This window comes from Aurantibacillus circumpalustris, assembly GCF_029625215.1.
In the GTDB taxonomy this organism is placed as follows: Bacteria; Bacteroidota; Bacteroidia; order B-17B0; family Aurantibacillaceae; genus Aurantibacillus; species Aurantibacillus circumpalustris.
The window spans coordinates 4,199,694-4,222,844 of sequence record NZ_CP121197.1; the positions used below are offsets into that span (position 1 = coordinate 4,199,694).

19 protein-coding genes are annotated in these 23,151 nt (G+C 34.9%); 11 read left to right on the forward strand and 8 right to left on the reverse strand.

Annotation, left to right across the window (positions count from 1 at the left end):
• The first annotated feature begins 17 nt into the window (after window positions 1-17).
• From P2086_RS17375 to P2086_RS17390, 4 genes are read left to right on the forward strand one after another with little or no spacing between them, the layout of a single operon-like run.
• Window positions 18-461 (forward strand): hypothetical protein, encoded by a 444-nt coding sequence (locus tag P2086_RS17375; RefSeq protein WP_317898032.1) that lies wholly within the window; start codon window positions 18-20, stop codon window positions 459-461.
• A gap of 11 nt (window positions 462-472) precedes the next feature.
• Window positions 473-1,819 carry a T9SS type B sorting domain-containing protein gene (locus tag P2086_RS17380; protein WP_317898033.1) on the forward strand — a complete coding sequence of 449 codons (1,347 nt, stop codon included), beginning with the start codon at window positions 473-475 and terminating at the stop codon, window positions 1,817-1,819.
• A 1-nt stretch (window position 1,820) separates the two neighbouring features.
• On the forward strand, window positions 1,821-2,756 hold the full coding sequence (locus P2086_RS17385) for a PorP/SprF family type IX secretion system membrane protein (protein ID WP_317898034.1): 936 nt from the start codon (window positions 1,821-1,823) through the stop codon (window positions 2,754-2,756).
• A 13-nt stretch (window positions 2,757-2,769) separates the two neighbouring features.
• Window positions 2,770-4,584 carry a hypothetical protein gene (locus tag P2086_RS17390; protein ID WP_317898035.1) on the forward strand — a complete coding sequence of 605 codons (1,815 nt, stop codon included), beginning with the start codon at window positions 2,770-2,772 and terminating at the stop codon, window positions 4,582-4,584.
• A 27-nt stretch (window positions 4,585-4,611) separates the two neighbouring features.
• On the opposite strand, the gene P2086_RS17395 is transcribed toward P2086_RS17390, so the two are convergent.
• The 7 genes from P2086_RS17395 to P2086_RS17425 form a co-directional block, all read right to left on the reverse strand.
• Complete coding sequence (locus P2086_RS17395) at window positions 4,612-4,803, reverse strand: hypothetical protein (protein ID WP_317898036.1); 192 nt, start codon at window positions 4,801-4,803, stop codon at window positions 4,612-4,614.
• Window positions 4,804-4,984: 181 nt separating this feature from the next.
• Window positions 4,985-5,449 (reverse strand): PepSY-like domain-containing protein, encoded by a 465-nt coding sequence (locus P2086_RS17400; protein ID WP_317898037.1) that lies wholly within the window; start codon window positions 5,447-5,449, stop codon window positions 4,985-4,987.
• A gap of 449 nt (window positions 5,450-5,898) precedes the next feature.
• Window positions 5,899-7,482, reverse strand: a complete 1,584-nt coding sequence (locus P2086_RS17405; protein WP_317898038.1) for a T9SS type A sorting domain-containing protein — start codon at window positions 7,480-7,482, stop codon at window positions 5,899-5,901.
• Between the two features lie 90 nt (window positions 7,483-7,572).
• Window positions 7,573-9,153, reverse strand: coding sequence for a T9SS type A sorting domain-containing protein (locus tag P2086_RS17410; protein WP_317898039.1), 1,581 nt, complete (start codon window positions 9,151-9,153; stop codon window positions 7,573-7,575).
• A gap of 188 nt (window positions 9,154-9,341) precedes the next feature.
• Window positions 9,342-10,928 (reverse strand): T9SS type A sorting domain-containing protein, encoded by a 1,587-nt coding sequence (locus tag P2086_RS17415; RefSeq protein WP_317898040.1) that lies wholly within the window; start codon window positions 10,926-10,928, stop codon window positions 9,342-9,344.
• The gene (locus tag P2086_RS17420) at window positions 10,929-13,052 is read right to left on the reverse strand and encodes a T9SS type A sorting domain-containing protein (RefSeq protein WP_317898041.1); all 2,124 of its coding nucleotides are present in this window, start codon (window positions 13,050-13,052) and stop codon (window positions 10,929-10,931) included.
• A 391-nt stretch (window positions 13,053-13,443) separates the two neighbouring features.
• Entirely contained in the window at window positions 13,444-15,882 is a 2,439-nt protein-coding gene (locus tag P2086_RS17425) for a TonB-dependent receptor (protein WP_317898042.1), read from the reverse strand.
• 376 nt (window positions 15,883-16,258) lie between these two features.
• Between P2086_RS17425 and P2086_RS17430 the strand changes: the two genes are divergently transcribed.
• A complete protein-coding gene (locus tag P2086_RS17430; protein WP_317898043.1) occupies window positions 16,259-16,939 on the forward strand; it encodes a response regulator transcription factor in 681 nt (226 codons plus the stop codon).
• A 209-nt stretch (window positions 16,940-17,148) separates the two neighbouring features.
• A complete protein-coding gene (porY, locus tag P2086_RS17435) occupies window positions 17,149-18,405 on the forward strand; it encodes a PorY family sensor histidine kinase (protein ID WP_317898044.1) in 1,257 nt (418 codons plus the stop codon).
• Between the two features lie 10 nt (window positions 18,406-18,415).
• Here porY and P2086_RS17440 read toward each other — a convergent pair whose 3' ends face one another.
• Window positions 18,416-18,859, reverse strand: a complete 444-nt coding sequence (locus tag P2086_RS17440) for a CBS domain-containing protein (protein ID WP_317898045.1) — start codon at window positions 18,857-18,859, stop codon at window positions 18,416-18,418.
• Window positions 18,860-19,176: 317 nt separating this feature from the next.
• Between P2086_RS17440 and P2086_RS17445 the strand changes: the two genes are divergently transcribed.
• The 5 genes from P2086_RS17445 (at window position 19,177) to P2086_RS17465 (ending at window position 23,070) form a co-directional block, all read left to right on the forward strand.
• Window positions 19,177-19,674 (forward strand): BON domain-containing protein, encoded by a 498-nt coding sequence (locus P2086_RS17445; RefSeq protein WP_317898046.1) that lies wholly within the window; start codon window positions 19,177-19,179, stop codon window positions 19,672-19,674.
• Between the two features lie 503 nt (window positions 19,675-20,177).
• Window positions 20,178-20,708 (forward strand): hypothetical protein, encoded by a 531-nt coding sequence (locus P2086_RS17450; protein WP_317898047.1) that lies wholly within the window; start codon window positions 20,178-20,180, stop codon window positions 20,706-20,708.
• 1 nt (window position 20,709) lies between these two features.
• Entirely contained in the window at window positions 20,710-20,868 is a 159-nt protein-coding gene (locus P2086_RS17455) for a hypothetical protein (RefSeq protein WP_317898048.1), read from the forward strand.
• 282 nt (window positions 20,869-21,150) lie between these two features.
• Window positions 21,151-22,362 carry a S1C family serine protease gene (locus P2086_RS17460; protein ID WP_317898049.1) on the forward strand — a complete coding sequence of 404 codons (1,212 nt, stop codon included), beginning with the start codon at window positions 21,151-21,153 and terminating at the stop codon, window positions 22,360-22,362.
• Window positions 22,363-22,611: 249 nt separating this feature from the next.
• Complete coding sequence (locus P2086_RS17465; RefSeq protein WP_317898050.1) at window positions 22,612-23,070, forward strand: SRPBCC domain-containing protein; 459 nt, start codon at window positions 22,612-22,614, stop codon at window positions 23,068-23,070.
• Window positions 23,071-23,151 lie beyond the last annotated feature (81 nt).

The window sequence follows — 23,151 nt, forward strand, 5'->3', positions numbered from 1 at the left end:
AATTAAAACCAAATAACATGAAATCACTTTCTAAAATTTCCCAATTCATTTTTGTTATAACCGGCGCATTTGTCATTAGCTCATTTAGTTCCAGTAACGCTTGTGATCCTGAAGAGTTATTAAAGAAACATGCCGCATCACTTGACGATTATGTTTTTATTAAATCGTTTCCAATTGAAACCTCAAAATCAGATGACAAAGCCGAATACTCTTACGTGTTAAGTCGTGGTATTAACTACCGTATTGTTGTTTGTGACGAAGGAGTTGCCGGAAAAAAAATGGTTGTGAATCTCCTCGACAGAAACAAAAAATTAATCGCTTCAAATTACCTCAAGAGTACTAAAAAATTCTACGGGAGTTTAAATTACGTTTGCTCCGCCACTGGTGTATACTATGTAGAGGCGTTTTTTGAAGGTGATAAAAAAGGATGTGGTTTAAACATTTTAGGTTTCAAAAAATAATTATGCTTTAAATGTACTTTCAAAAAACATATCTTCTCATTGCTGCGATTTTTTTAACAAAACAATTCTCTGCACAATCTATTGGTGGCACAACCACTGGAGCGTCGTTGTATTGCGATTCAATAAATTCAGGCTTTATTTCTTTGACCAACTTTAATGGTGCTATTGTTCATTGGGAAATGTCAACAAATAATGGTCAAAATTGGACGCACTTATTAAACACTACATCCACACAAAGTTATAATAGACTCAAAAAAACAACAAGCTTTAGAGCCATTGTTCAAGATGGCACTGCTCAAGCAGACACTTCATCCATTTCAACACTTACAGTTTATGTAGCTGGAAATGCTGGTATTTTAACAGGTGGCGGTGCTTTTTGCGAAGATGCAGGCAACGGTCAAATTTCTTTATCTTCAGCACCAGGTCCAATTTTATACTGGCAATACTCTGTCACCAATGGCAGCAACTGGATAAAAATTAACTCTACTTCTACCCCACTAACTTATTCCTCAATCACTGAAAGTTCTTTATACCGAGTGGTAGTTAAAACGGTTGATGGTTGCCCGGATGATACTACTTCAACCATTGTCTTTAAAATTCAACCGAAAACAATTCCCGGAAATATTTTAAACGCTGATTCCGTATGCTATGGTGAGGCTGGCGATACCCTGCATTTATCAGACTTTTCAGGAAAATTACTTAACTGGTTTTCTTCAATAGACAATGGTAGCAATTGGACTCAGCTTTCTGATACAACTACTTACATAACTTACACTACCGTTACAAAATCATTCTGGTACAAGGCCACAGTCAAAAACGGCATTTGTCCAATGGAAACAACAACACCGGCAATAGTTGCTTTATACAACACTAACCCAGCTAACGCGGGTGAAGATGTTACAATTACACGTCATGAAAAAATTACATTAAGAGGATCAGGAAATGGTTTTGCTTCGTGGAATAATCCCGAATTCTTAAGCGATCGGTCTAATTTTAATCCCACTGCAGATCCCATGAACACTACAAACTATGTTCTTACCTTAAAAGACCTTCATGGCTGCATTACAAAAGATTCTGTAACCGTAAACGTTATTGTTCCAATCCCAACAGCAATAAGTCCTAACGGTGATGGCGTAAACGATTATTTTGAAATTGACAAAATAGATACTTATCCTAATAACTCACTCATTATCTTTAATCGTTGGGGGAAACAGATATTTAACGCTAGTCCATACAACAACAGCTGGAATGGAAAATCTGAAGGTGGTCATGATTTGCCGGATGATCAATACTACTATGTATTTGATTTTGGCAACGGCGAAAAACCAGTTACTAATTATATTCTGATAAAAAGATAAAATGAAATTACTTATACGATACATCCTATTAACGCTCCCCTTTTTGTTAACCCAAGTGGGTAGCGCACAACAAGATCCTATGTATTCACAATACATGTTCGACAAAATGCTTATCAATCCTGCATTTGCTGGAAGTTCAAACTGGGTGGTAGCCACACTAAAATACAGAAACCAATTCATGGGAATAAATGGACATCCTACCACTCAAACATTTAATATTCATGCTCCCATTCAAAAAAAACACATAGGTGTTGGCCTTAAAATTGTGAACGATAAAATGTCTATTCTTTCTAATTTGAATGTTGCGGCACAATTATCCTATCATCTTAATTTTGCCGGCGGAAAATTATCAGCAGGAATTGAAGCAGGTATTTATAATAAGAAAATTAATTACCAGGATCTTATTTTAAGCGGCCGTGGAGATAACGCTATTCCTTCCATTTCTTCTTCAGCTTTGGTACCAGATGCGTCCTTCGGAATTTATTATCAAAAAAAACAATTCTATGCTGGCTTATCTAACTACCACTTAATTAAAAAATCATTTAATTTTAATGGAGCAGAAGCCTCTCAGGCTCATCTCTACAAACACTTTTACTTTTTAGTTGGTAACGTATTTACACTTACAAAAGACATTACAATAGAACCTTCTATGTTAATGAAGATACAACCATCATCTTCCGTCCAGTTTGATTTCAACACCCTGGTATATTATAAAGACCGCGTTGGTGCCGGTATTCAATACCGTGCAGGTGATGCGTTCGTTACTATGCTCCGTGTAAATATTACTGAAAGTTTACGAATTTCATACTCTTACGACTTAACGGTATCTAAATTATCTCCTTACGCTAAAGGTGCTCATGAGCTTGTTATTTCTTATGGAATAAAATTACCTCCGCCTCCAACGCAAAAAGAAATTCACCCACGTTATTATTTTTAAAAAAAATTGAATCATGAATCCCCGCAATACTAAAATATATTTATGCTTATTATTTGCATTGTTTTTAAACTTTACAAATTACGCGCAAAAAAACTCTGAGAAAGGCGATCGCTACTTTGATCAGAACCAGTTTGAAATGGCCATTAAATACTACCAAATGGACATTCATGCTAAAAACAGAAGAGTATCGAGCTACGCTCTTGAAAAAATGGCCAACTGCTATCGTATTAGCGGTGAATTTGAAAAAGCAGAAGAAACATTTAAAAAAATATTAAAAAGGAAAAAAAAGGAACCACTTAACTACCTTAATTACGGACTTGCGTTAAAAAACAGTGCTAAATATGCTGAGGCAAGTGTTCAGCTTCAAGAGTATGTAAAGCTTCAACCCGAAGATCTTATGGGAAAAGTGTATCTGCAATCTTGCGACTCTGCACAACGTTGGTTAGACGAGACGATCGGAAAAGAAGTAAAAAATCTTGAAAAAATAAATACAGAACTTTCTGAATTTAGTCCAACATTTTACACGCCTGATAATCTTTTCTTTTCATCATCCCGTGAAGGAAGCAAAAAAGCACTCATTAGTTTTGATGGTGGTGGTGATGTTCACAGACTTGATTTATACAGTGTAAATGTAAACGACATTGATAAAAAAGAGAATAAGACGGTTAAACCTTTAAACTTCAAAGAAATTAACACAGCTATGCATGAAGGGCCTGCTTGTTTTTCGAGTGATGGTAACGAAATTTATTTTACAAAAACCGTAAAAGGAAAACGTGATTCATACACCAACGAGATTCTAGGAACACTGCAAGTATTTCATAGTATTAAAGACAGTGCAGGAAAATGGTCAATACCAACGTCTGCCTTTCCTTTCAATAGCATTAAATATTCTGTAGGACATCCAAGTCTTTCAAAAGACGGACAAACTATTTATTACATGTCTGACAAACCGGGTGGTTATGGTAAAACGGATATCTACTATTCTACAAAATTATCAGATGGTGTATGGAGTCCGCCAATTAATGCCGGCAACGAAGTAAATACTTTTGGCAACGAAATGTTTCCCACTATAAGTGTTGGTGGTGATTTGTACTTTTCTTCAAACGCACATCCTGGCATGGGGCAGTTAGATGTTTTTAAATCTACAAAAACCGGAGAAAAATGGGGCAATGTGCACAATTTAAAACCGCCCATTAATTCAATTGCCAACGATTTCGGAATTGTATTTGATGGTGAGGAAATGCGCGGGTTCTTTAGTTCAGATAGATTTAACGGAAAAGGCGCTGAAGATATTTATAGCTTTTCTGAAGAACTTCCTTTAAGATTATCCTTAACAAATGATTCTCTTTTACTCAGAGATTTAAGCGTGTTTGACGACATGAATTACAGCTTAAAAAACGAAACAGATTCTACGGATGTTTCTTTAGAACTGAATTCAGGTATTTTTTCTGCAACGTTAGAAAAAGAGAAAACATATACCTTAAAAGCAAGCAGATATGGCATGAAATACAATGAAGTGCGAGTAAGCATTTCACCAAACGTAGCAGATACAAGCATGATCGTTAATGTAGCGAGTAGTGAAAAAGAAATAATTATTAGCGGAAGTTTTTTTATAGGAGCAAAAAATCATGAGAAATTAATTGAACCGACAGTAGATGAAACCATCCCGTCAGAAGAAAGTATTTTACAAGAAAATAGTTCTTACAGTGAAACAGAAATTTCGGTAAGTAAAGAAGGTGTTTTTACATTCAAGTCAACTATTCCTTCAGGTGAAGAAAAAACCATTCGTTCTACAGACGTGATTAGAGAAGTAGAACCTAAGAATTAAGCACTACAGACTCTTAAAAGAAAGAAATTATTTACGTGGCGTCGCTTTTTTCTTAACAGGTGCTCTCTTCGCTAGACTGTTAACACTCACTTTTTGCGCTGAAGAGTTTTCCCTTTTTGTTTCTTTTTTGTTTTGAGCCGCATCAATATTAAGGTGTTTCATAATTAGCTGCGTATTTGCTAATATAGTTCTGAGCATTTCTTTTGAATCTTTTCCCATGATTTATAATTTGATTTAAATTACATTAATTTTTTAACAAATCAAAATTTACACTCATCCATTATTGGTCTGTTTTTAGTAGCTGAATCTCATTGGAAAGTTCTTTTAGTTTCAAAAAATTATAAAAAATCCCTGAAAGAAAATTTTCTCTCAGGGATTTCTATAAATCGATTAAATAAAATTAGTCGTTATCGGCATTATCTACCTCCACATTTCCCCTACTTATAAAATTACCTGTAGAATCAAATAAAAGGTCAATATGCTCTCTGCCTTTTCTTAGTTCTGTTTCGAAACGCACACTGCCATTTGCAAGTGTTATTTTTGAAGCTTCAGCTATTTTGTGAGTAGAATACCTGCCTGAACAATAATCAATAATTGACTTTGGTAAATCTGAGGTTTGCATTTCCTGTTCTAATTCAATAAATTTTCCATCCTTATCGAATATGACTGAAGATTCTACTTTATCCATGTCAAATTCAGCTTCATAATTCAGACCTTCTTTTTCCCATTTTGCTTGTGCTTTTGGAAACTTTTTTGAAAAAGCTGCCTTTACATTTTCAGGAACATCTGCTTCTTTTACATCTTGCGCTTTCGTAGTAAACGCTATTACGAATAATGCAAGCACCAATACAATTGACTTTTTCATGGCTTTCTATTTTATTTAATTTATATAAAGATACTAAGTAATTCTTAAGAGATTCTAAAGGTGGAGGATTTAATTATAGTCTAATGGCAGCAAAAGATACTTTCTTGAATTTACATTATCCAGTCGCGTCGATTTCTATGACAATAGGATGTTTTCTGGCCGTATCGAGACGACAAAAATGCTGCTATTCCTTCTCGATACAATTTTTGCACCCAAGCAAAAATTTACTCCAAGTGACTGCAGCCCAAAGCCCCCTTATCCGAGGCAATAGAAGGATAAATGAAGTCTGAAGAAATCTCTGTGTAACTCCTTTACTCTTGCGCCTCTGTGTTAAAACATAATACAAGTCCAAGAAATGTCGGATCACTCTAAAGATTTCGTTTGAGTTGATGGAATAAGATAATGTGTAAAAATGATTTTATAGTAGAATAAATATGCGCTTAGCAAACCTACTCCTTCACAAACTTCTCTGTTACTAGCAATTTATTTTGATTAAACACTTGCAAAAAGTAAATGCCATTTTGTAAATCGCTTACATCAATCTCAGTTAAATAACTAAGAGCTTTAGATTTTAAAACACTTTGACCGAGTGTATTAATAATCTCTAAGCGGTATGTGTTTTTTTCTGCTGTATTAAAGTTTGCAATAGCAATTTTTAAAACCTGACTTACAGGGTTAGGGTATATTTTTAAATTACTTTTCTCAAAAATAATTTCTTTTATGCCAACAGTAATTATTGTGGTATCAATAGGTGGCGGCGGTGGTGGTGGCGGGTAAACAATTGAATCTACCTGCATGAGTGTGTTGGCGCAACCAGGTGTAACACAGCCCATGCTGTCTGTTTTTACTGCCCAAGCTTGAGACTTATTAGAAGGTGGTGCAATAATGTTGCCACACAAAACAAACCCTTTGTTTAATGTTTTGTCAATGCCGTAGAATTGTTCTGTCAAATTACCTGGCACAGTATGATCATACTCCCTTGCCCAATGTAACTGACCGACTTTATTAACTTTTAAAATAATACCATTATAATTTGCGTTTGAAAGCGGAAATGTAGTAAGTGGCGAATAAGCCCCCGCTGCTGTTATACTTCCATCATCTAAGACCACAGCATCCACTAAAACATTGGCAGGCATAGCATCCCCATAAGTTTTCTCCCATTTAAGATTTAAATTGAGGTCGTATTTTCCAATGCATAATTTATAGAGCCCAAAATTGTTTAAAACACCGGTTTTTAAATCTCCTATAACCACAAATGTAGAATCAAAGGGACTGTAATTTACTTGGAAGAAATGCCTATACTGATAATACTTCGGTCCAAAAGCAGCCTGAGTAAGTTGACCCAAAGTATCTATATAGTAAAAGGTGTTTAAATATTGGCCAGAAGCCGTGCCACCAGATAATAAAATTTTTTTATTTACTGGGTTATAAGTGGCATTCCAAATGCCAAAATCAGGTGGTGTGGGAACGATAATGGTTTGTTGGATTGTAAGATTGCTATCCAACCTAAATATCACTGATGATTGAGTATTGCCTGTCCACCTGTTTCCAATCAGAAAATACTTATTATCATTAAACTTAATAAAATTATTAATACCATAAGAGTAGGTGTCTGAGTAAATAGTGTTTTTAATAGTATCAAGAGTTGTTTTGTTTAATTTCGTAATAATAAAACCTTGTTGGTTTCCAACAAAATAAATACCCATTAAGAAGTAGGAAGAAGGGGTGGCTTCAATAAAATTTTTCATCCCCCAATTAGTGCTGTTATAACTCTCATTAAACATGTTAAAGGAATTCTTGACGACTTCGTTTCCGTTTTTGTCTAATCGTAAAAGCCCCATATCAATCCGATAAGTTGCACTATCAACCACGTAATTTACAAACACAGAGCCTGAGTCTGGCTCGGTAATTACGTTGCTGGATTTATTGTTGTGGTAACCGGTGGTATAATAATTATCAAAAGTGTTTTGTCCCCTGCCTATAATTTGCAGGAGACAAAACACTAATAAGAGAATATGTTTTAATGATTTCAATTATTTAATAATAACCAGTTTTTTAGCGCTGAGAAGGGTATTTATAGATAAATTTAAGAAATAAAATGAAACGAAGATTTGAAAAGAAGTCTACTCCTTCACAAACTTCTCAGTTACCAGCAATTTATTTTGATTAAACACTTGCAAAAAGTAAATGCCGTTTTGTAAAGCACCGACATCAATTTCAGATAAAGAACTTATAGCTTTAGACTTTAAAACACTCTGCCCAAGGGTATTAATTATCTCTAAACGATACTCCTTTTTTTCTGCTGTGTTAAAGTTTGCAATAGCAATTTTTAAAACCTGACTTACAGGGTTAGGGTAAATTCTTAAATTATTTTTCTCAAAAACAGCTTCTTTTAAACCAACAGTAATTAGTGTAGTGTCAATAGGTGGCGGCGGTGGTGGTGGTGGGTAAACAATTGAATCTACTTGCATGAGTGTGTTGGCGCAACCAGGTGTAACACAGCCCATGCTGTCTGTTTTTACTGCCCATGCCTGAGACTTATTAGAAGGTGGTGCAATGATATTACCACACAAAATAAAACCCTTATTTAAGGTTTTGTCTATGCCATAGAACATTTCTGCGAGAGTGCTCTGCGAGGTATGGTCGTATTCTCTTGCCCATTTGAGATTACCATTTTTATCAACCTTCATGATTATGCCATTTGTATTCGTTAATAACGGCGCACTTGTTTGGGGTGAGTATGCCCCTGAAACTACAATACTACCATCGTCCAAAAGAATAGCATCAACTAACCCATTTCCGGGTTTAGTTGCGCCATATGTTTTTTCCCATTTAAAATGCAAGTTAAGGTCAAGTTTACCAATACATAGTTTCGTTAATCCTATATTTGAATAAGTTCCAGTTTCATAATAACCCACGGCGATATATGATGTATCAAGAGCTCGATAATAAACTTGTAAAATACTTCTAGTTTGGTAACTGGGGCCGAAGGCAATTTGTTTGATATTGCCAAGTGTGTCTAGATGCATAAAAGTACTTAAGTATTGTCCGGATCCGGTACCTCCAGCCAGTAATATTTTTTTATTTACTGGGTTGTAAATCGCATCATTAATAAAAAAATTGTTTGAGGTTGCTATATTGATTGTTTGCACAATGGTCAAATTACTATCTACACGAAACATGATGGGCCATCCGGTAGCAGAATTTCCGGTATTGCCTATTAAAAGATAAGCATTGTCATTTAGCTTTGTAATGCCAAGTATGGCATGAAAACCGGGATTTGTGTAAATAAAGGTTTTTATAGTGTCGAGCGTTGTTCTGTTAATTTTAGCTAGAATAAAGTTTTGGTCGTTTCCTGTAAAGTAGCTGCCAGATAGAAAATAGGACGAAGGGGTTGCTTCTATAAAATTTTTCATACCAGAAACAAAACTGTAAAAACTTCCATTAAACATGTTAAAAGAGTTCTTAATAACCTCGTTCCCGTTTTTGTCTAGACGTAAAAAACCCATGTCTAGACGTTGAGTGGTGCTATCTATAATATAATTGACAAACACGCAACTAGAGTCAGGCTCTGTAATCACATTGCTTGATTTGTTATTATGGTAACCGGTGTTATAATAATTATCAAAAGTGTTCTGTCCCCTGCCAAGAATTTGCAGGAGACAAAACACTAGTAATAATAAGTTATGTTTGAAGGGTTTCAATTATTTAATGATAATAAGTTTTTTGGCACCGAGAAATTTATCTTGTTGATATAAATTTAGCAAATAAACACCATTATTCAAAATGCCCAAATTTGCCACACGACTTCGTCACTGCGAGTAATGCGTATGATTGCAACGGAACCGAAGCAGTCTGTGCGAGGTGTTATATTGCACAATAGCATGATAACTCACTCCTTCACAAACTTCTCTGTTACTAGCAATTTATTTTGATTAAACACTTGCAAAAAGTAAATGCCGTTTTGTAAAGCACTTACATCCATCTCAGATAAAAAGCTGAGAGCTTTAGACTTTAAAACACTTTGACCGAGTGTATTAATAATCTCTAAGTGGTATGTGTTTTTTTCTGCTGTGTTAAAGTTTGCAATAGCAATTTTTAAAACCTGACTTACAGGGTTAGGGTAAATTCTTAAATTATTTTTCTCAAAAATAATTTCTTTTATGCCAACAGTAATTATTGTGGTATCAATTGGAGGGGGCGGTGGTGGTGGTGGATAAACAATGGAATCTACCTGCATAATTGTGCTGGCGCAACCGGGTGTAACACAGCCCATGCTATCTGTTTTAACTGCCCATGCCTGAGACTTATTAGAAGGTGGCGCAATGATATTACCGCACAAAATAAACCCTTTGTCTAAGGTTTTGTCAATGCCGTAGAACTGTTCGATTTTACTTAAATTACCGGGAGGAAGATGATCGTACTCCCTTGCCCATTGAAACTGCCCGTATTTATTAACTTTTAAAATAACACCGTTAAAATTTGCATTGCCAAGAGGTGCGCTTGTTAATTGTGAATAGGCTCCGGAGACGACTATACTGCCATCATCTAACAATACAGCATCCATTAAGCCATTACCGGGCATAGCAGACCCATAAGTTTTTTCCCATTTAAAATGTAAGTTAACATCAAGTTTACCAATACATAACTTTGTTAAACTAATGTTTGAAAAGGTGCCGGTTTTGTAGTAACCTACGGCAATGTATGAAGTATCGAGAGCACGGTAATAAACCTGTAAGATACTTCTTGTAAGATAGCTTGGACCGTATGCGATTTGTTTAATATTACCTAGTGTGTCTAGATGCATAAAAGTACTTAGGTATTGCCCAGAAGCAGTACCCCCAGATAATAGAATCCTTTTCGTAACAGGATTGTAAACTGCATCCCAAATAGTAAAATCATTACCACTTGCAACAGTGATGGTTTGTATAATATTAAGATTACTATCTAGGTGAAAAATAACAGGGGATCCATTATTGCCAATCCACTTATTACCGATGAAAAAATATTTATTATTGTTAAACTTTATAAAACAATTAATTCCGTAAGAATAATTATCAGAAAAAATTTTTGTTTTTATTGTATCTAAAGTGTTTTTATTGAATTTTGTAATAATAAATCCTTGTTGATTTCCAACAAAATATCCGCCAGATAGAAAATAAGAAGAGGGTGTTGCTTCAATAAAATTTTTCATCCCTGAAACATAACTGTAAAAACTCTCATTAAACATGTTAAAGGAATTCTTGATGACTTCGTTCCCGTTTTTGTCTAATCGCAATAGCCCCATGTCCCAGCGTTGGGTTACACTATCAATCACATAATTCACAAATACACAACCTGAGTCTGGCTCGGTAATTACGTTACTGGATTTGTTGTTGTGGTAACCAGTGTTATAATAATTATCAAAAGTGTTTTGGCCCCTGCCTATAATTTGCAGGAGACAAAACACCAATACCAAAGTATGTTTTAAAAGTTTCAATTATTTAATAATAACCAGTTTTTTAGCACCGAGTAATTTATCTTGTTGATATAAATTTAGTAAATAAACTCCATTATTCAAACTGCTCAGGTTTATTTCGCAGCTTTTATCACAGCGTTGCTTTATAAACACTTTACCTGCTAAATCTACAATCTCAATAAAAACATTTTCTAATGTATCGTCATTTTGAACCGTTATTTTTTCTGAAGCAGGGTTCGGGAATACCCGGATTATTTTTTCATTTATTGAAGAAATTGTACTTGACAATTCGTTAGTTTGTAAATTGGCACGTCTTTCACTTTCCTCTTCTTCTTCCTCTGGATCAAATCCAACGGGCTGAAGAGTTACTTCGTATTCTCTCTCAAAATAAACTCCCGCTAAGAGCCCTTTAATATATGTATCCAGTAAAGGTTTATCACTACCAGCTTTACTTTTTAAATAAAGCCTTACGTCATCATCAGCACGCATAGTTTCTATGTATTCCTGATCACTTTGAAGGTTGAGAATATGTCCAAATACATCACAAAGGTCTTCGTTAGCAGGATCAGTATTTAAAGTGCTAATTAAATCTGCAGCAATTGTGAAGTTTCCTGTGGCAATGGCTACATCTACCAATTTATAAGCACTATTAGGGAGTTCGTTGAGAGCATAAATTGCAGCAATGCTGTCGAAAGCAATGCCTGTGGTGTCGTCTAAAAACCGACGGATTTTCTCATTGTCTAACAAGCCTAATTCGTTATGCGCCATCGTTAGCTGGCCCAAAATAATTGCTCGGTCGCTAAATTTATTTTGGTTCAATTGCAGGTCTTCTAGGGTGCTTTGAAGCGGAGCACCAAAACCAAGGGTTTGGATGTATGCCCAAACTTCAGGACTTACTGGTCCGTTTTTCGAGAATAGGTCTTCAATCTGCGTATCACTTAAACCACTTGTACCAAAAAAAGCTAGTAGTACCGTATCGCTTAAAAAATCTTTGCCGATTAAGGTGTCAAAAATAGCCGTGGCACTATTGCTCGGGTCAAACATATCAAGAAGAAGTATCGTATTTCCACCATCGAGTTTGTTATCAAAATCAGATTTTAAAACACTGATATTATAGCGATTGGTACTGGCATTATCATTAAGCGCTGCCATCGAAAAATTCTGGTGTTGGCTTACTGTGCACCAAACAGATTTTTGGTTGATTGTGGGCGGTCCGCTTACATCGGTTACTTCTAAAGGATTGCTACAGGGTGGTGTTGGATGGTACTGTGCTCCTTGAAAAGAGCCGTGCATGGTTGAAAAATTATTCTGGGTACTCACGTAAAACTTATTTTCGTCACTACAGTTAACAGTACCGTATGTGTTTCTAACATTGTCTACTTCTTGCAAATTGGCAAGTCCTTGCGTAGTAGAAACGCCACCCGGTTGGTATGGGATGGGGCAGCCAAGGCAATTTGCCCCTTGATAAGCAGATTGCACACCTATGTTGTATTTGCAGTTAGCCTGGAAGTCGTTACAATTCATTACAAGGCCAGTACCATTTGTTGTGGTATTGTCGTAATTAATATTTTGAGCCCAAATGCATTGTTGATGGTACATAAATGTGTTATTGTAAATGCTATTTGCACCAGGGCCACTGTTGTTCACAAACACGCCACCGCTTAAAGAAGCGTTTATCCCGTAAAACGTATTGTTTTCAACAACATAGCCATCACAACCGTCAAGGTATAGACCAAACGATACATGCGTTGTACTACCAATATGTTTTACACTTTTTAAATCGCAATTTATAATTTGGCTACCATAATTTCCAGAAATATAAATGTTTCCGAAACCGTCATTCGGACTAGCTTGTTGATTAAATTTTGCATGAATTATTTTACTTGGCGAATTCAATAACCAACTATTAATAAAAACACCATATTTAAATCCGTTAAACTGGTTTTGCGTTGTAATTCCAACGCAGTTATTACCAGAAGTATTTGTGCAGTGGTCTTTAAGATTAACTGATCCGTTAATACATCTTACTCCTATAGAGCTTGCTTTAATTTTTTCTTCAAAATAACAACCTAATATATCTAATAAAGGCGGTCTTGAATTTTTAGCTAAAATTAAAAAGTAGTTTTTGCAGTCTAATTTTATCACTTATTTATTTCATTTTTTATCCAGCATTTCAATTAGATTAGTTTTCATATTGCTAACCGTCGCACATGCATATACAAAAATTATCGCACACTCGTTTTTCGAAATTACGTGCTGCGACAAAACAACCTTTGTGAAACTCCTTTACTCTGCTTCCTCTGTGGTTAAAAGAAGCGCTATCTTTGAGCACTTAACCGCAGAGTTTCGCAGAGCTAAAACACAATACTTTAATAAAATTTCTGTGCGACTCTTTTACTCCCGCGCCTCTGTGGTTAAAAGAAGCGCTATCTTGAGCACCTAACCGCAGAGTTTCACGGAGTTTTTATCCTCTACTCAGTGGAACTTCCTTCCTCCCGTGCCTCTGTGGTTAAAAAAGCGGGAAACAATCCCATCACTAAAATTTATAGTTATACCCAATCCTTACCACCTGTGTTTCATAATAATCTGCACTATAATATTTAAAATCTTTTCCCTGAATCTCTTTTTTAATTTGCATCGTGTTTAATAAATCTGTTGCATTTAAAAACACTTCGCCTTTTCCTTTTTGAATTTGTTTCTTAACACCAATATCCAGAGAAAAACGTGTGTTTATTTTCCCTTGTGGAATTAAATCAGGTGCTAAATAAATTGCAGCTAATTGAACATCCCATTTATTCTTTAAGTGCACAATACCGTTAAATTTTGCGTTATAGGAAATGACACTTTGTTTCTCCGCAGTAAATGTATTGACAACTGGATATTTATTCTCAACAGTAAAAGGATCGATAATATTTTGGTAGCCATTAAAATTCACGTTAAACGAAAACCATTTTTTAATATCCTGTGAAAGCAATAACTCCAAACCTGTGTTATAACTTTTGTTGGCGTTTTGCATAATAGAATAAATTAAGGTACTTCCCGGAATTGTAGAAGCAATGCGCGTAATTGTTCCTTGCGCTGATCTGTGATAAGCAGCTGCATAAACATAACCGTTCTTCCAACTTTTTTTATAACCCAGTTCATACAAATTTGTAAACTGCGGATTTAAAGCAGGATTTCCTACCTTAATAATTTCAGCATCATCGTATTTAGGAAAGATGCGAATATCCACTTCATTCGGTCTATCCACACGTCTGTTATAAAAAGCACTAATTTTACTATTACTTGTGATTTTATATCCCAAACGAACATTTGGAAATGGTTGCGTATAATTATATCCATTGCTTTTGTACGTGTTGTGGTTTGGATTGACCTCATAATTCACATTCACATATTCAATCCTTAAACCTGCTTCCAATTCAAATTTTTTATTTTCTAACACATAGTTTCCATAAAGAGCAGGAATGGTTTCTTCATAATTAGCCCAACCACCCGCGTTTGTATCTAAAGGTGAATTTAAGCCAGGAATAAATTGCATATTGGTCGGAATATTACGGTACCTGAATTTTACCCCACCCTCTACTCTGCCGTATTTTAAAGGCTTAACATAGTCCATTGTGAAATCTGTAACGTGTTCATCAGACAATAATTTAAAAGCATCAAAGCCAGAATAACTTGGAAGAATGTTTGTGAAATTATATTTCTCATCTTCACGGTGAAAAGTATAGTTTAATCCCAAACTTAAATGATGTCCTGGTTGTTTGTACTTGTGTACATAAGTTCCCGAAGCCGTTACTGTGGTTTTCAATTCGTCTTCTAAAAATTTCCATAAACGTTGTTGATCTGATAAATCCCTGTTATAAAAAGGTTCATCACCATTGTCTAAAATATGTTCTGAGCTATACAAAGCAGATAGACTAAATTGATTGAACTCGTTGGGCATCCAATCAAAGCCTGCCTTAGCAGTTCCAATAGTTGTATTTCTATTCCGTTTTGTTTGCTGACGAATTACTTGTCCGTCATTATAATACCGATCCACAAACTCATTTTTATTGAGTGTGTGTGTTAAAAGATAATCACCCTGCGCAAATATATTTAGCTTGTTTTTTCTGTAGTTTAAAGAAAGTGAAGGATTAACTTTTGGCGTATTTTGATATTGAGGTCTAATGCCTGGTAAATTATCTTTCTTAATCCACAGAGCCCCTAGTCCACCAGCCAGACCAACTTTTCCATTAAAGCCTTCTTGTTTATTTTTCTTATAAATAATATTGATAATTCCTGCTGTACCATTCGCATCATATTTTGCAGATGGATTATTTATAATTTCTATTTTATCGATAGCCGAAGCGGGAATATTGTCAAGACTTGTTTGATTACCGAAACCCGTTAAAGCGGTTTGTTTACCATCAATCAACACAACAACCTTATCGCTTCCACGAATCTGAACTTTACCATCTTGTGTTGTTACGCCGGGAAGATTTTGAATAGCTTGAAGAATTGTTCCACCTTGCTGACTCACATTGTTTTCAAGCGTAAACACTTTTTTATCCATTTTGCCAGTTACTTCATCTTGCTTGGCACTCACTTCTATTTCACTGAGTACATTCGCATCATCCAATAAAGTAATAACACCCACATCATAAAATTTATTTAGCGTACCAATGAATAAAGATTGTTTATTTGTTTGATAAGCGATAAAGGACGTTTCCAGAATATATTTTCCGGGCACAACTTTGGAAATCACAAAACGACCTTCTTCGTTGCTAATGCTACCAGCTACTAAACTACTATCTGATTCTTTTTTCAAAGCCACATTCACATAAGCCAATACACCGTTTTTATCCTTTACTTGTCCCGAAATAGAAATATCGGCTTGCCCAGAAATTTGAGTGAAAAGAAAAATAAATGTGAGAAAGAATATTAAGTGTGGAATTTTATAGAATCCATTTCTTTTAGCTGAGAGTTCGTGTTTCATAAAGCAAAGTTACATGCACAATCTTAAGTAAATCTTAAGTAGAAGAATAAAACCTTAAATTAAAGTTTAAAAATATCTCTTTCTACTATCTAGTTACAAGAGTTTAGTAGGCCCGCGAATCCCTACTACTTAAACCACATTGGCACATAGGGTAAATAGAAAAGAAAAATACAGAAGTTTCAGATAAGAACACATAGAATGTGAAGCAAAGCTTCACATTCTATGTGTTACTATGTTATGCGTTTCAGTTGTTCCTATCTTCCTATGTGGTTAAATATTAATACAGAAGGTTTAGAAAATATAATTCAGATGCTCTTAATTCGGAAACGAAAGAAATCCTTTAGAATATCTTAAGATTTAGAGGCTATATTTGTGTATGAAAATTCTGTTGATTGAGGACGAAGCCGAACTTAGAAAATCGATTAAGTTGTACTTACATCAGGAAGGATATGTGGTTGAGTCGGCGAATGATTATGTAAAAGCTCTGGAAAAAATATCCATTTACGAATACGATTGCATTTTGGTAGATATAACCTTGCCCAAGGGTAGCGGACTTGACATTGTTCGGGAATTAAAAAAAGAGAACTCTAAAGCCGGAGTCATTATTATATCAGCAAAGAACTCATCAGATGACAAAGTAAGTGGTCTGGATTTGGGTGCAGATGACTACCTCGTTAAGCCCTTTAGTTTAGCTGAACTGAATTCTCGTATCAAGGCTTTGAATCGAAGAAAAAGTTTTGACGGCAACAAAACGATTGAAATAAATGAAATAAAAATTATTCCTGACGAAAGGCATGTAAGTGTAAACGGAGAAACAGTAAACCTTACCTCAAAAGAATACGCTCTTTTACTTTTTTTTATTAGTAATAAAAACCGTGTACTTTCTAAAAACAGTATTGCCGAACACTTGTGGGGCGACGATTCTGATCAAATGGATAGTCACGATTTTATCTACGTCCATCTGCGTAATCTTCGGAAAAAATTAACCGAAAAAGGCTGTACAGATTATGTACAAACTATTTATGGGATTGGTTATAATTTTAAGGTGAATTTATGAATACCCGTTATGCAGAGTAATTTTGACGCAGAGAAACAGAGACACTGAGGCACAGAGGGAACGGTCAAAACCCAGTGAATATTTAACACAGAGAAACAGAGAGACAGAGTTACACGGAGAAATTTCAAAAACTCGGTGCCTCCGTGCCTTACTCCCTCTGAGTTATAAAAAAACGCAGTATGATAACGGAATAAAAAACGATAATCACCATGAAGTTAATCAGTAAAACTCTTTTATTCTATTTGCTTATAAGTATGCCTTTGCTGGTTATAGCCGGACTTCTTTCTTACCATTTAATTTCACAAGAAATAAAAGATGGAGTAGATGAAGCTTTGTTGAGGGAAAAACATCATCTGGAATCAGCAATCATTAAAAGTAATGAGCCCTTGAACATTAATCTGAATGAACTCACCACAATTACAACTGCTCCAGGAAATCTAGAAGGTCATACTTTTTCTAATAAACTAATTTACGATTCCCTAGAACAAGAAAACATAGATTATAGAATTATTAGCAGTTACTTTAAGAAAGAAAATAAAAATTATAAGCTTGAGATCCACCGTCCTACTATGGAAGAAGAAGAATTGTTGGAAGGTTTGGTTTCGTCTTTTATACTCATTGTTTCATTTTTGGTACTCGCTTTTTTTGCACTAAGTTGGCTGTTATCAAAAACCTTGTGGAAACCGTTTTATTTGACTGTAGAAAAATTAAATGCCTACGACATAAAAAACCATTCTTTCACAAACTTTGAAAAATCTGGTACAAAAGAATTTAATTCCCTAAATGAAAGTCTGAACAAAATGACCGAAAAAATACACTCAGATTTTTTGCAACAAAAAGAATTTACAGAAAACGCATCGCACGAAATGCAAACACCCTTAGCGGTAATAAAAGCGAACATTGGTTTGCTAATTCAATCGCCTAATTTAACAGAGCAAGAAATGGGTCAGTTGGCAGCCATTGACGATACAACGAAAAAACTTGCTTCGCTAAATAAAGCCTTATTGCTTCTTGCCAAAATAGAAAATAACCAGTTTAAAGAAGCGGAAATAATTGACATTGAAAAAACAATAAGAAAAATAAAAGAAAACTTTGAAGATTTATTAGACACAAAAGAGATCAAACTAAATACTCAGATTACGAGTCCACTTTCAGTAAAAATGAACTCTGCATTGGCAGACATCTTGTTTACTAATTTATTACAAAATGCCATTCGTCATAATTTTAAAGGAGGAGAAATTAAAATTGAACTATCCACTCAAAGCATTACAATTTCAAATACAGGAGAAAATTTAAAAGTAAAACCGGACGATTTATTTACACGCTTTAAAAAGAATGAGGCTTCGAACGAATCGATGGGACTGGGCTTAGCGATTGTGCAAAGTATTTGTGTTTTGTATGGAATTGAAATACAGTATGATTTTAAAAGCCGCTTTCACAGCTTCGCACTCAACTTTAAAAACTAATTTGAGCAGTTTACATCGAAAGTCCGAGACCTCTTACTTTTAATCGATCAGCATCTCTGCCTAACTCTTGTTTTAACAGAACAATTCTTCTCGCTAGCGTAATAAAACTAACAACCCCTTTCAGGTGATTTTTTTCATCTACAACAGTAAGATGCGATGTGTGGCTATTACGCATCATTCTCAGAGCAGTAGCTTCATCATCGTATGCAGTTATAATATTAGATTCCGATCTCATAACATCTCCAACGCAAAGTTTATCATCGAAAAACTTATCGGTATTAATCCTACTTTGAACATCTTCGAAATTAACGGTTCCAATTACGTTTTCGTTTTCATCTACTACCGGTAAAAAAGACACTTTCGATTGCGACATGCGATCGGCGGTAATCTGCAGTTTATCTTGTTTAGCGCAGTACGAGGGAAAGTTTTGCATAATTTCTTTTATTGCTTTCATAGTTCTTAGTTCTAAAATTACTTACTGCAAGTTACAGTATAAAAAGTATTCTAATATTAAGAGTAGCTTAAATTATTCGGATCTCATTTTATCATTTGAATCTGTTTTCCTTAAACAAAAGCCTGTTTCCAATATTTTGTTGTTTATTACTTAACTATAAATTAACAATGTCTCATGTATTAGGCCAGCATGTATTAAACAACTGAAGAAATAATTCTTGTCTCTTAAATTTAAAATTCAGTTAATATCGGGGTAATCTTCCTGTCTTAATCTTGTAAAAGAAAATACAGAACTTTTATTCTATAAAACTCATTGCCATGAAAACAATCAACGAAACACAAAAAGACAGTCTAACAGAAAATGCCTGGATGGAACTAATTGACGCTATAAAACCACGCGACATCTCAATAAGTGTGAACCATGGCTTAGTAACTCTGTACGGAACAGTAACCAATTATTCCAAAAAACTTCTTACCGAACAAATTGTAGCCGGCGTTAAGGGCGTGAAATCTATTGTAAATCGCTTAGAGGTGAGACTTAACACAAGAGATATGAAAAATGACGAAGAACTTAAAGGTGATATTCTTGATGCCTTTATTAAAACGATAAATGAACCGGAAGAAACTTTTATCCTAAAAATTGAAAATGAATGGTTAATGCTTGTTGGAGATGTTAAAAATAATTTAGGTAATAAAGTGGCTGTTAAAGGAAAACTTTGTAAACTTGAGGAAATTAATAAAAATGAGAAACGGGCTAAACATCACCCAGCTGTTATTACCACAGAAGAAATGGCTTACTGGGAAATTTTCGCTTAATAAGAAAAAGAATAGCCCTAAGATAAAGCCAGATGCATTCTGCCACTAATTACACTAATTTTCACTAACAAAATTTATTTGTGTTAATTCGTGAAATTCGTGGCTCAAATCATCTATGACAAACCAAAAGTAGAACTTTGATTTTTTGATTAAATTTAATATGACACAAAACGCAAAACGTGCTTTAAAGCAAAATAAACTTATCCTCATTGTTTCATTTTCAATGATGGCTTTTGCTATGATTTTGCCCGTTTTTATTGAGTTAAACGCGAATTCCTGATTCACTAAAATCATAATTATAATTTCGCCATGCGCTGTAATTTGCTGTGCAGTTACCCCTCATTAAAATAAATTTATATCTTTGATTAGTCGGTTACAAACGCTTATGAGCATTTGTAACCGTTTGTTTACACACCAGGCGAGTAGTTAGCGGTAAAGCCTGACCACAAGCCTTCCAGACATACAGACTTGCAAAATTCATCCATTTTCATTAAATTAGAGTTGTGAAAAAACGAAAAAATTCAGGCTTAGACTTCATCGTTGACAAATTGACGAATTCAATTGAAAACGTTATAACAGGGGACAGTTTCCCGACTTCAATAGTTCTACTTTCAAAAGATGAATTGAAACTTTTGACTAAAAAAACAGGTTGGGTTTTTGATTGGAAATCGGAATTCAAATTTCCCGAGCGCGACGTTTATAAACTGACAATTGTAAATAATCAAAACATTATCCAAGGACTTTTGAGTCTACAGATTAAGAATGACCATGTTTATATTCATTTAATTGAAAGTGCACCTTTTAACAAGGGACAAGTTAAAATTTATTCTGGGGTTCCAGCCAACTTAGTAGCTTTCGCCTGCCAGTTATCCTTTCAACGTGGACATGAAGGTAATGTATCATTCATTTCAAAGTCACAAATAGTAAAACACTATGAAGAAAGTTTAGGAGCGGTTCATTTCGGTGGACGACTTATGATTATTGAAAAAGAATCTGCGCTTAAATTAATTGACAAATATTTTAAAAACTTCTAACATGAAAAAAACAAAAGAACTTGACGTTGACTTTATAGGTGGACAAGGTCCGCTGACAAAAGAAGAGGAGAAAACAATCTCAGATTTCATAAAATCGCGTAGAGCAAAAAGACATTCGTCTTCAAAAAAAGTTTCTACGCGTAAAAAGGCTGTAGCTTAGAAACGAAGGCACATACCGCTAACACGGGTTTGGCGCCAGCGGACATTTGTATATGCATTTGCAAAATATTTTGCCTGCTTCGCAGACTGTTTTTCGTTTTTGCAAATGCTCAAAATATTTTAACTTCACACTGGACATCGGAACTTTTTAGCATCGTCGAAATCGTTTTTTCGCCGGCGCAAAGCCCGAATCCATTATGCGTAACCAAGCCGACAGACGAACATTTAGATACATTTTAATATGACCAAGCTGATTACTATCCTTTTTTTCACGTTGACCTTTTTGGCTCACAGTCAGACAGACACTATTTTTAAAAAGGACGGAGATTTGATTTTTTGTACTATAACCTATGTTAACAACAATAATATCTTTTATAATACAAAAAGATCTGAAGGAAATTATATTTCACATGATGATGTAAAATACTATTCCAAAAATGGGAAAAGGGCTATTCGATCTTTGTCAGAGGTAAAACGCAATTCTCTAAAAATTAAAGACAGTCTTAACATTAAAGACAGCGCAATAATATTTCTTATCAGTCCAGCTAATTTCAATCAATCAACGTTCAAGATAAAAATGAATCGGCGCGACATATATGAGTTAAAAGGAGGAGAAATTATTAAATGCGTTTTCTTTAATGAGGGTGAATTAAAAATTATGTCTACTGAGACAAAGGATGGTGAACAAGTTAGTTATCAAATAATCAACTTAGACTTAGAGTTTCCCAAAACACATTATATCTTTTGCTCTTCTGCACCAGGCGAGACAAAATTGATTGATGAACAAATTGGGGAAGATCTTATCTCCAATAAGCCGTTGACAATCATCGAGGAAGATTTGCTCAATCCAATTATCCGATCAGCTTTATTTTCAACACCGAAAACAGGAACAGGTTTTCTCTTGACAGAAACCGGCTTAGTTGTAACAAACTACCACGTCATAGAGAAAGCTAAAAAAATCGAATTGAGTGGTATTAATGGTAGCTTTGACAAGTCTTACACCGCAAAGGTTGTCGTAGAAGACAAAAAGAATGACCTTGCTATTTTACAAATTGAAAATAAGGATGCTAAATATGATCCAACACCTTATTCCATCAGAAGTAAAAATGCGGAGACTGGTGAAGATATTTTTGTGCTCGGTTATCCAATGATAAGATCAATGGGTGAAGAAATAAAATTAACCACCGGTGTGATTAGCGCGAAAACAGGGTATAAGGGTGATGTAACGACATATCAAGTATCAGCTCCAGTGCAGGGTGGTAATAGTGGAGGCCCTTTATTTGATAAGCAAGGGAATGTTGTCGGGATAATCAACGCAAAGATTTTGGGCGCAGAAGGAGTAACTTATGCAATTAAGACAACCTATTTAAATTCACTGATCGATTTACTTCCAAATAAACCAGTCTTGAATGAATTCAGTAAGCTTGACAAATTGACTTTAGAAGAACAAGTGAAGTTGATTTCTAGGTTTGTATATATCATTAAAATAAACTAAAAACGGAACAATAATATGGAGGCTTGGCAACGCATAACACGGGGCAATTGCGTCAGCGGGTGGACGAGGGAATAGACACATTGAGCAATAAATAAAGTTGGGTGCGTTTAGACAGGTGAAGCTCCGAAAGCCCGCCGGCGCAAGCCCCGAAACCGCAAATAGCCCAGACTTTATCAGACGGCAGACATTTTGATAAATACTAAGTAGGACAATAAAAACAAAAGATCAATTTAAACAAATATTAAAACTATGGAAAAGTTACAATTCAAAGTAAGCATTAATGCCCCAGTGGCCAAGATATATGATTTTATGCTTGGTATCAATCGTAAATCAACTTATGAGCAATGGACTTCTTTGTTTAACCCAACATCCAGCTATGAAGGAAGTTGGAACAGGGGAAATAAAATTCTATTTGTTGGAGTAGATGAAAAAGGAGAAAAGGGAGGTATGGTTTCCAGGATAGCAGAAAACATTCCTAACAAATTTGTGTCGATTCAACATTACGGTCTATTAAAAGCTGATAAGGAAATTACAGAAGGACCAGAGGTTGAAAAATGGGCAAACGGATTTGAAAACTATACCTTCAAAGAAAACAATGGGAACACAACCGTTACCGTTGATTTAGACATAGTAGAAGAATTTTTAAGTTATATGAATGAGACCTATCCCAAAGCACTAGACAAATTGAAAGAAATATGTGAAAAATAAAATGGTCTTCACTTCAATCAATTTTTAGCGTCGAAAGATCCACCCAAGAATTTCATAAAACGTCACTGACAAACCTATTAT

What these genes read in the sequence shown, in the direction of transcription:
- P2086_RS17375 (WP_317898032.1), top strand. Translation starts at nt 18, where the DNA reads ATGAAATCACTTTCTAAAATTTCCCAATTCATTTTTGTTATAACCGGC.
- P2086_RS17380 (WP_317898033.1), top strand. Translation starts at nt 473, where the DNA reads ATGTACTTTCAAAAAACATATCTTCTCATTGCTGCGATTTTTTTAACA.
- P2086_RS17385 (WP_317898034.1), top strand. Translation starts at nt 1,821, where the DNA reads ATGAAATTACTTATACGATACATCCTATTAACGCTCCCCTTTTTGTTA.
- P2086_RS17390 (WP_317898035.1), top strand. Translation starts at nt 2,770, where the DNA reads ATGAATCCCCGCAATACTAAAATATATTTATGCTTATTATTTGCATTG.
- P2086_RS17395 (WP_317898036.1), bottom strand. Translation starts at nt 4,803, where the DNA reads ATGGGAAAAGATTCAAAAGAAATGCTCAGAACTATATTAGCAAATACG.
- P2086_RS17400 (WP_317898037.1), bottom strand. Translation starts at nt 5,449, where the DNA reads ATGAAAAAGTCAATTGTATTGGTGCTTGCATTATTCGTAATAGCGTTT.
- P2086_RS17425 (WP_317898042.1), bottom strand. Translation starts at nt 15,882, where the DNA reads ATGAAACACGAACTCTCAGCTAAAAGAAATGGATTCTATAAAATTCCA.
- P2086_RS17430 (WP_317898043.1), top strand. Translation starts at nt 16,259, where the DNA reads ATGAAAATTCTGTTGATTGAGGACGAAGCCGAACTTAGAAAATCGATT.
- porY (WP_317898044.1), top strand. Translation starts at nt 17,149, where the DNA reads ATGAAGTTAATCAGTAAAACTCTTTTATTCTATTTGCTTATAAGTATG.
- P2086_RS17440 (WP_317898045.1), bottom strand. Translation starts at nt 18,859, where the DNA reads ATGAAAGCAATAAAAGAAATTATGCAAAACTTTCCCTCGTACTGCGCT.
- P2086_RS17445 (WP_317898046.1), top strand. Translation starts at nt 19,177, where the DNA reads ATGAAAACAATCAACGAAACACAAAAAGACAGTCTAACAGAAAATGCC.
- P2086_RS17455 (WP_317898048.1), top strand. Translation starts at nt 20,710, where the DNA reads ATGAAAAAAACAAAAGAACTTGACGTTGACTTTATAGGTGGACAAGGT.
- P2086_RS17465 (WP_317898050.1), top strand. Translation starts at nt 22,612, where the DNA reads ATGGAAAAGTTACAATTCAAAGTAAGCATTAATGCCCCAGTGGCCAAG.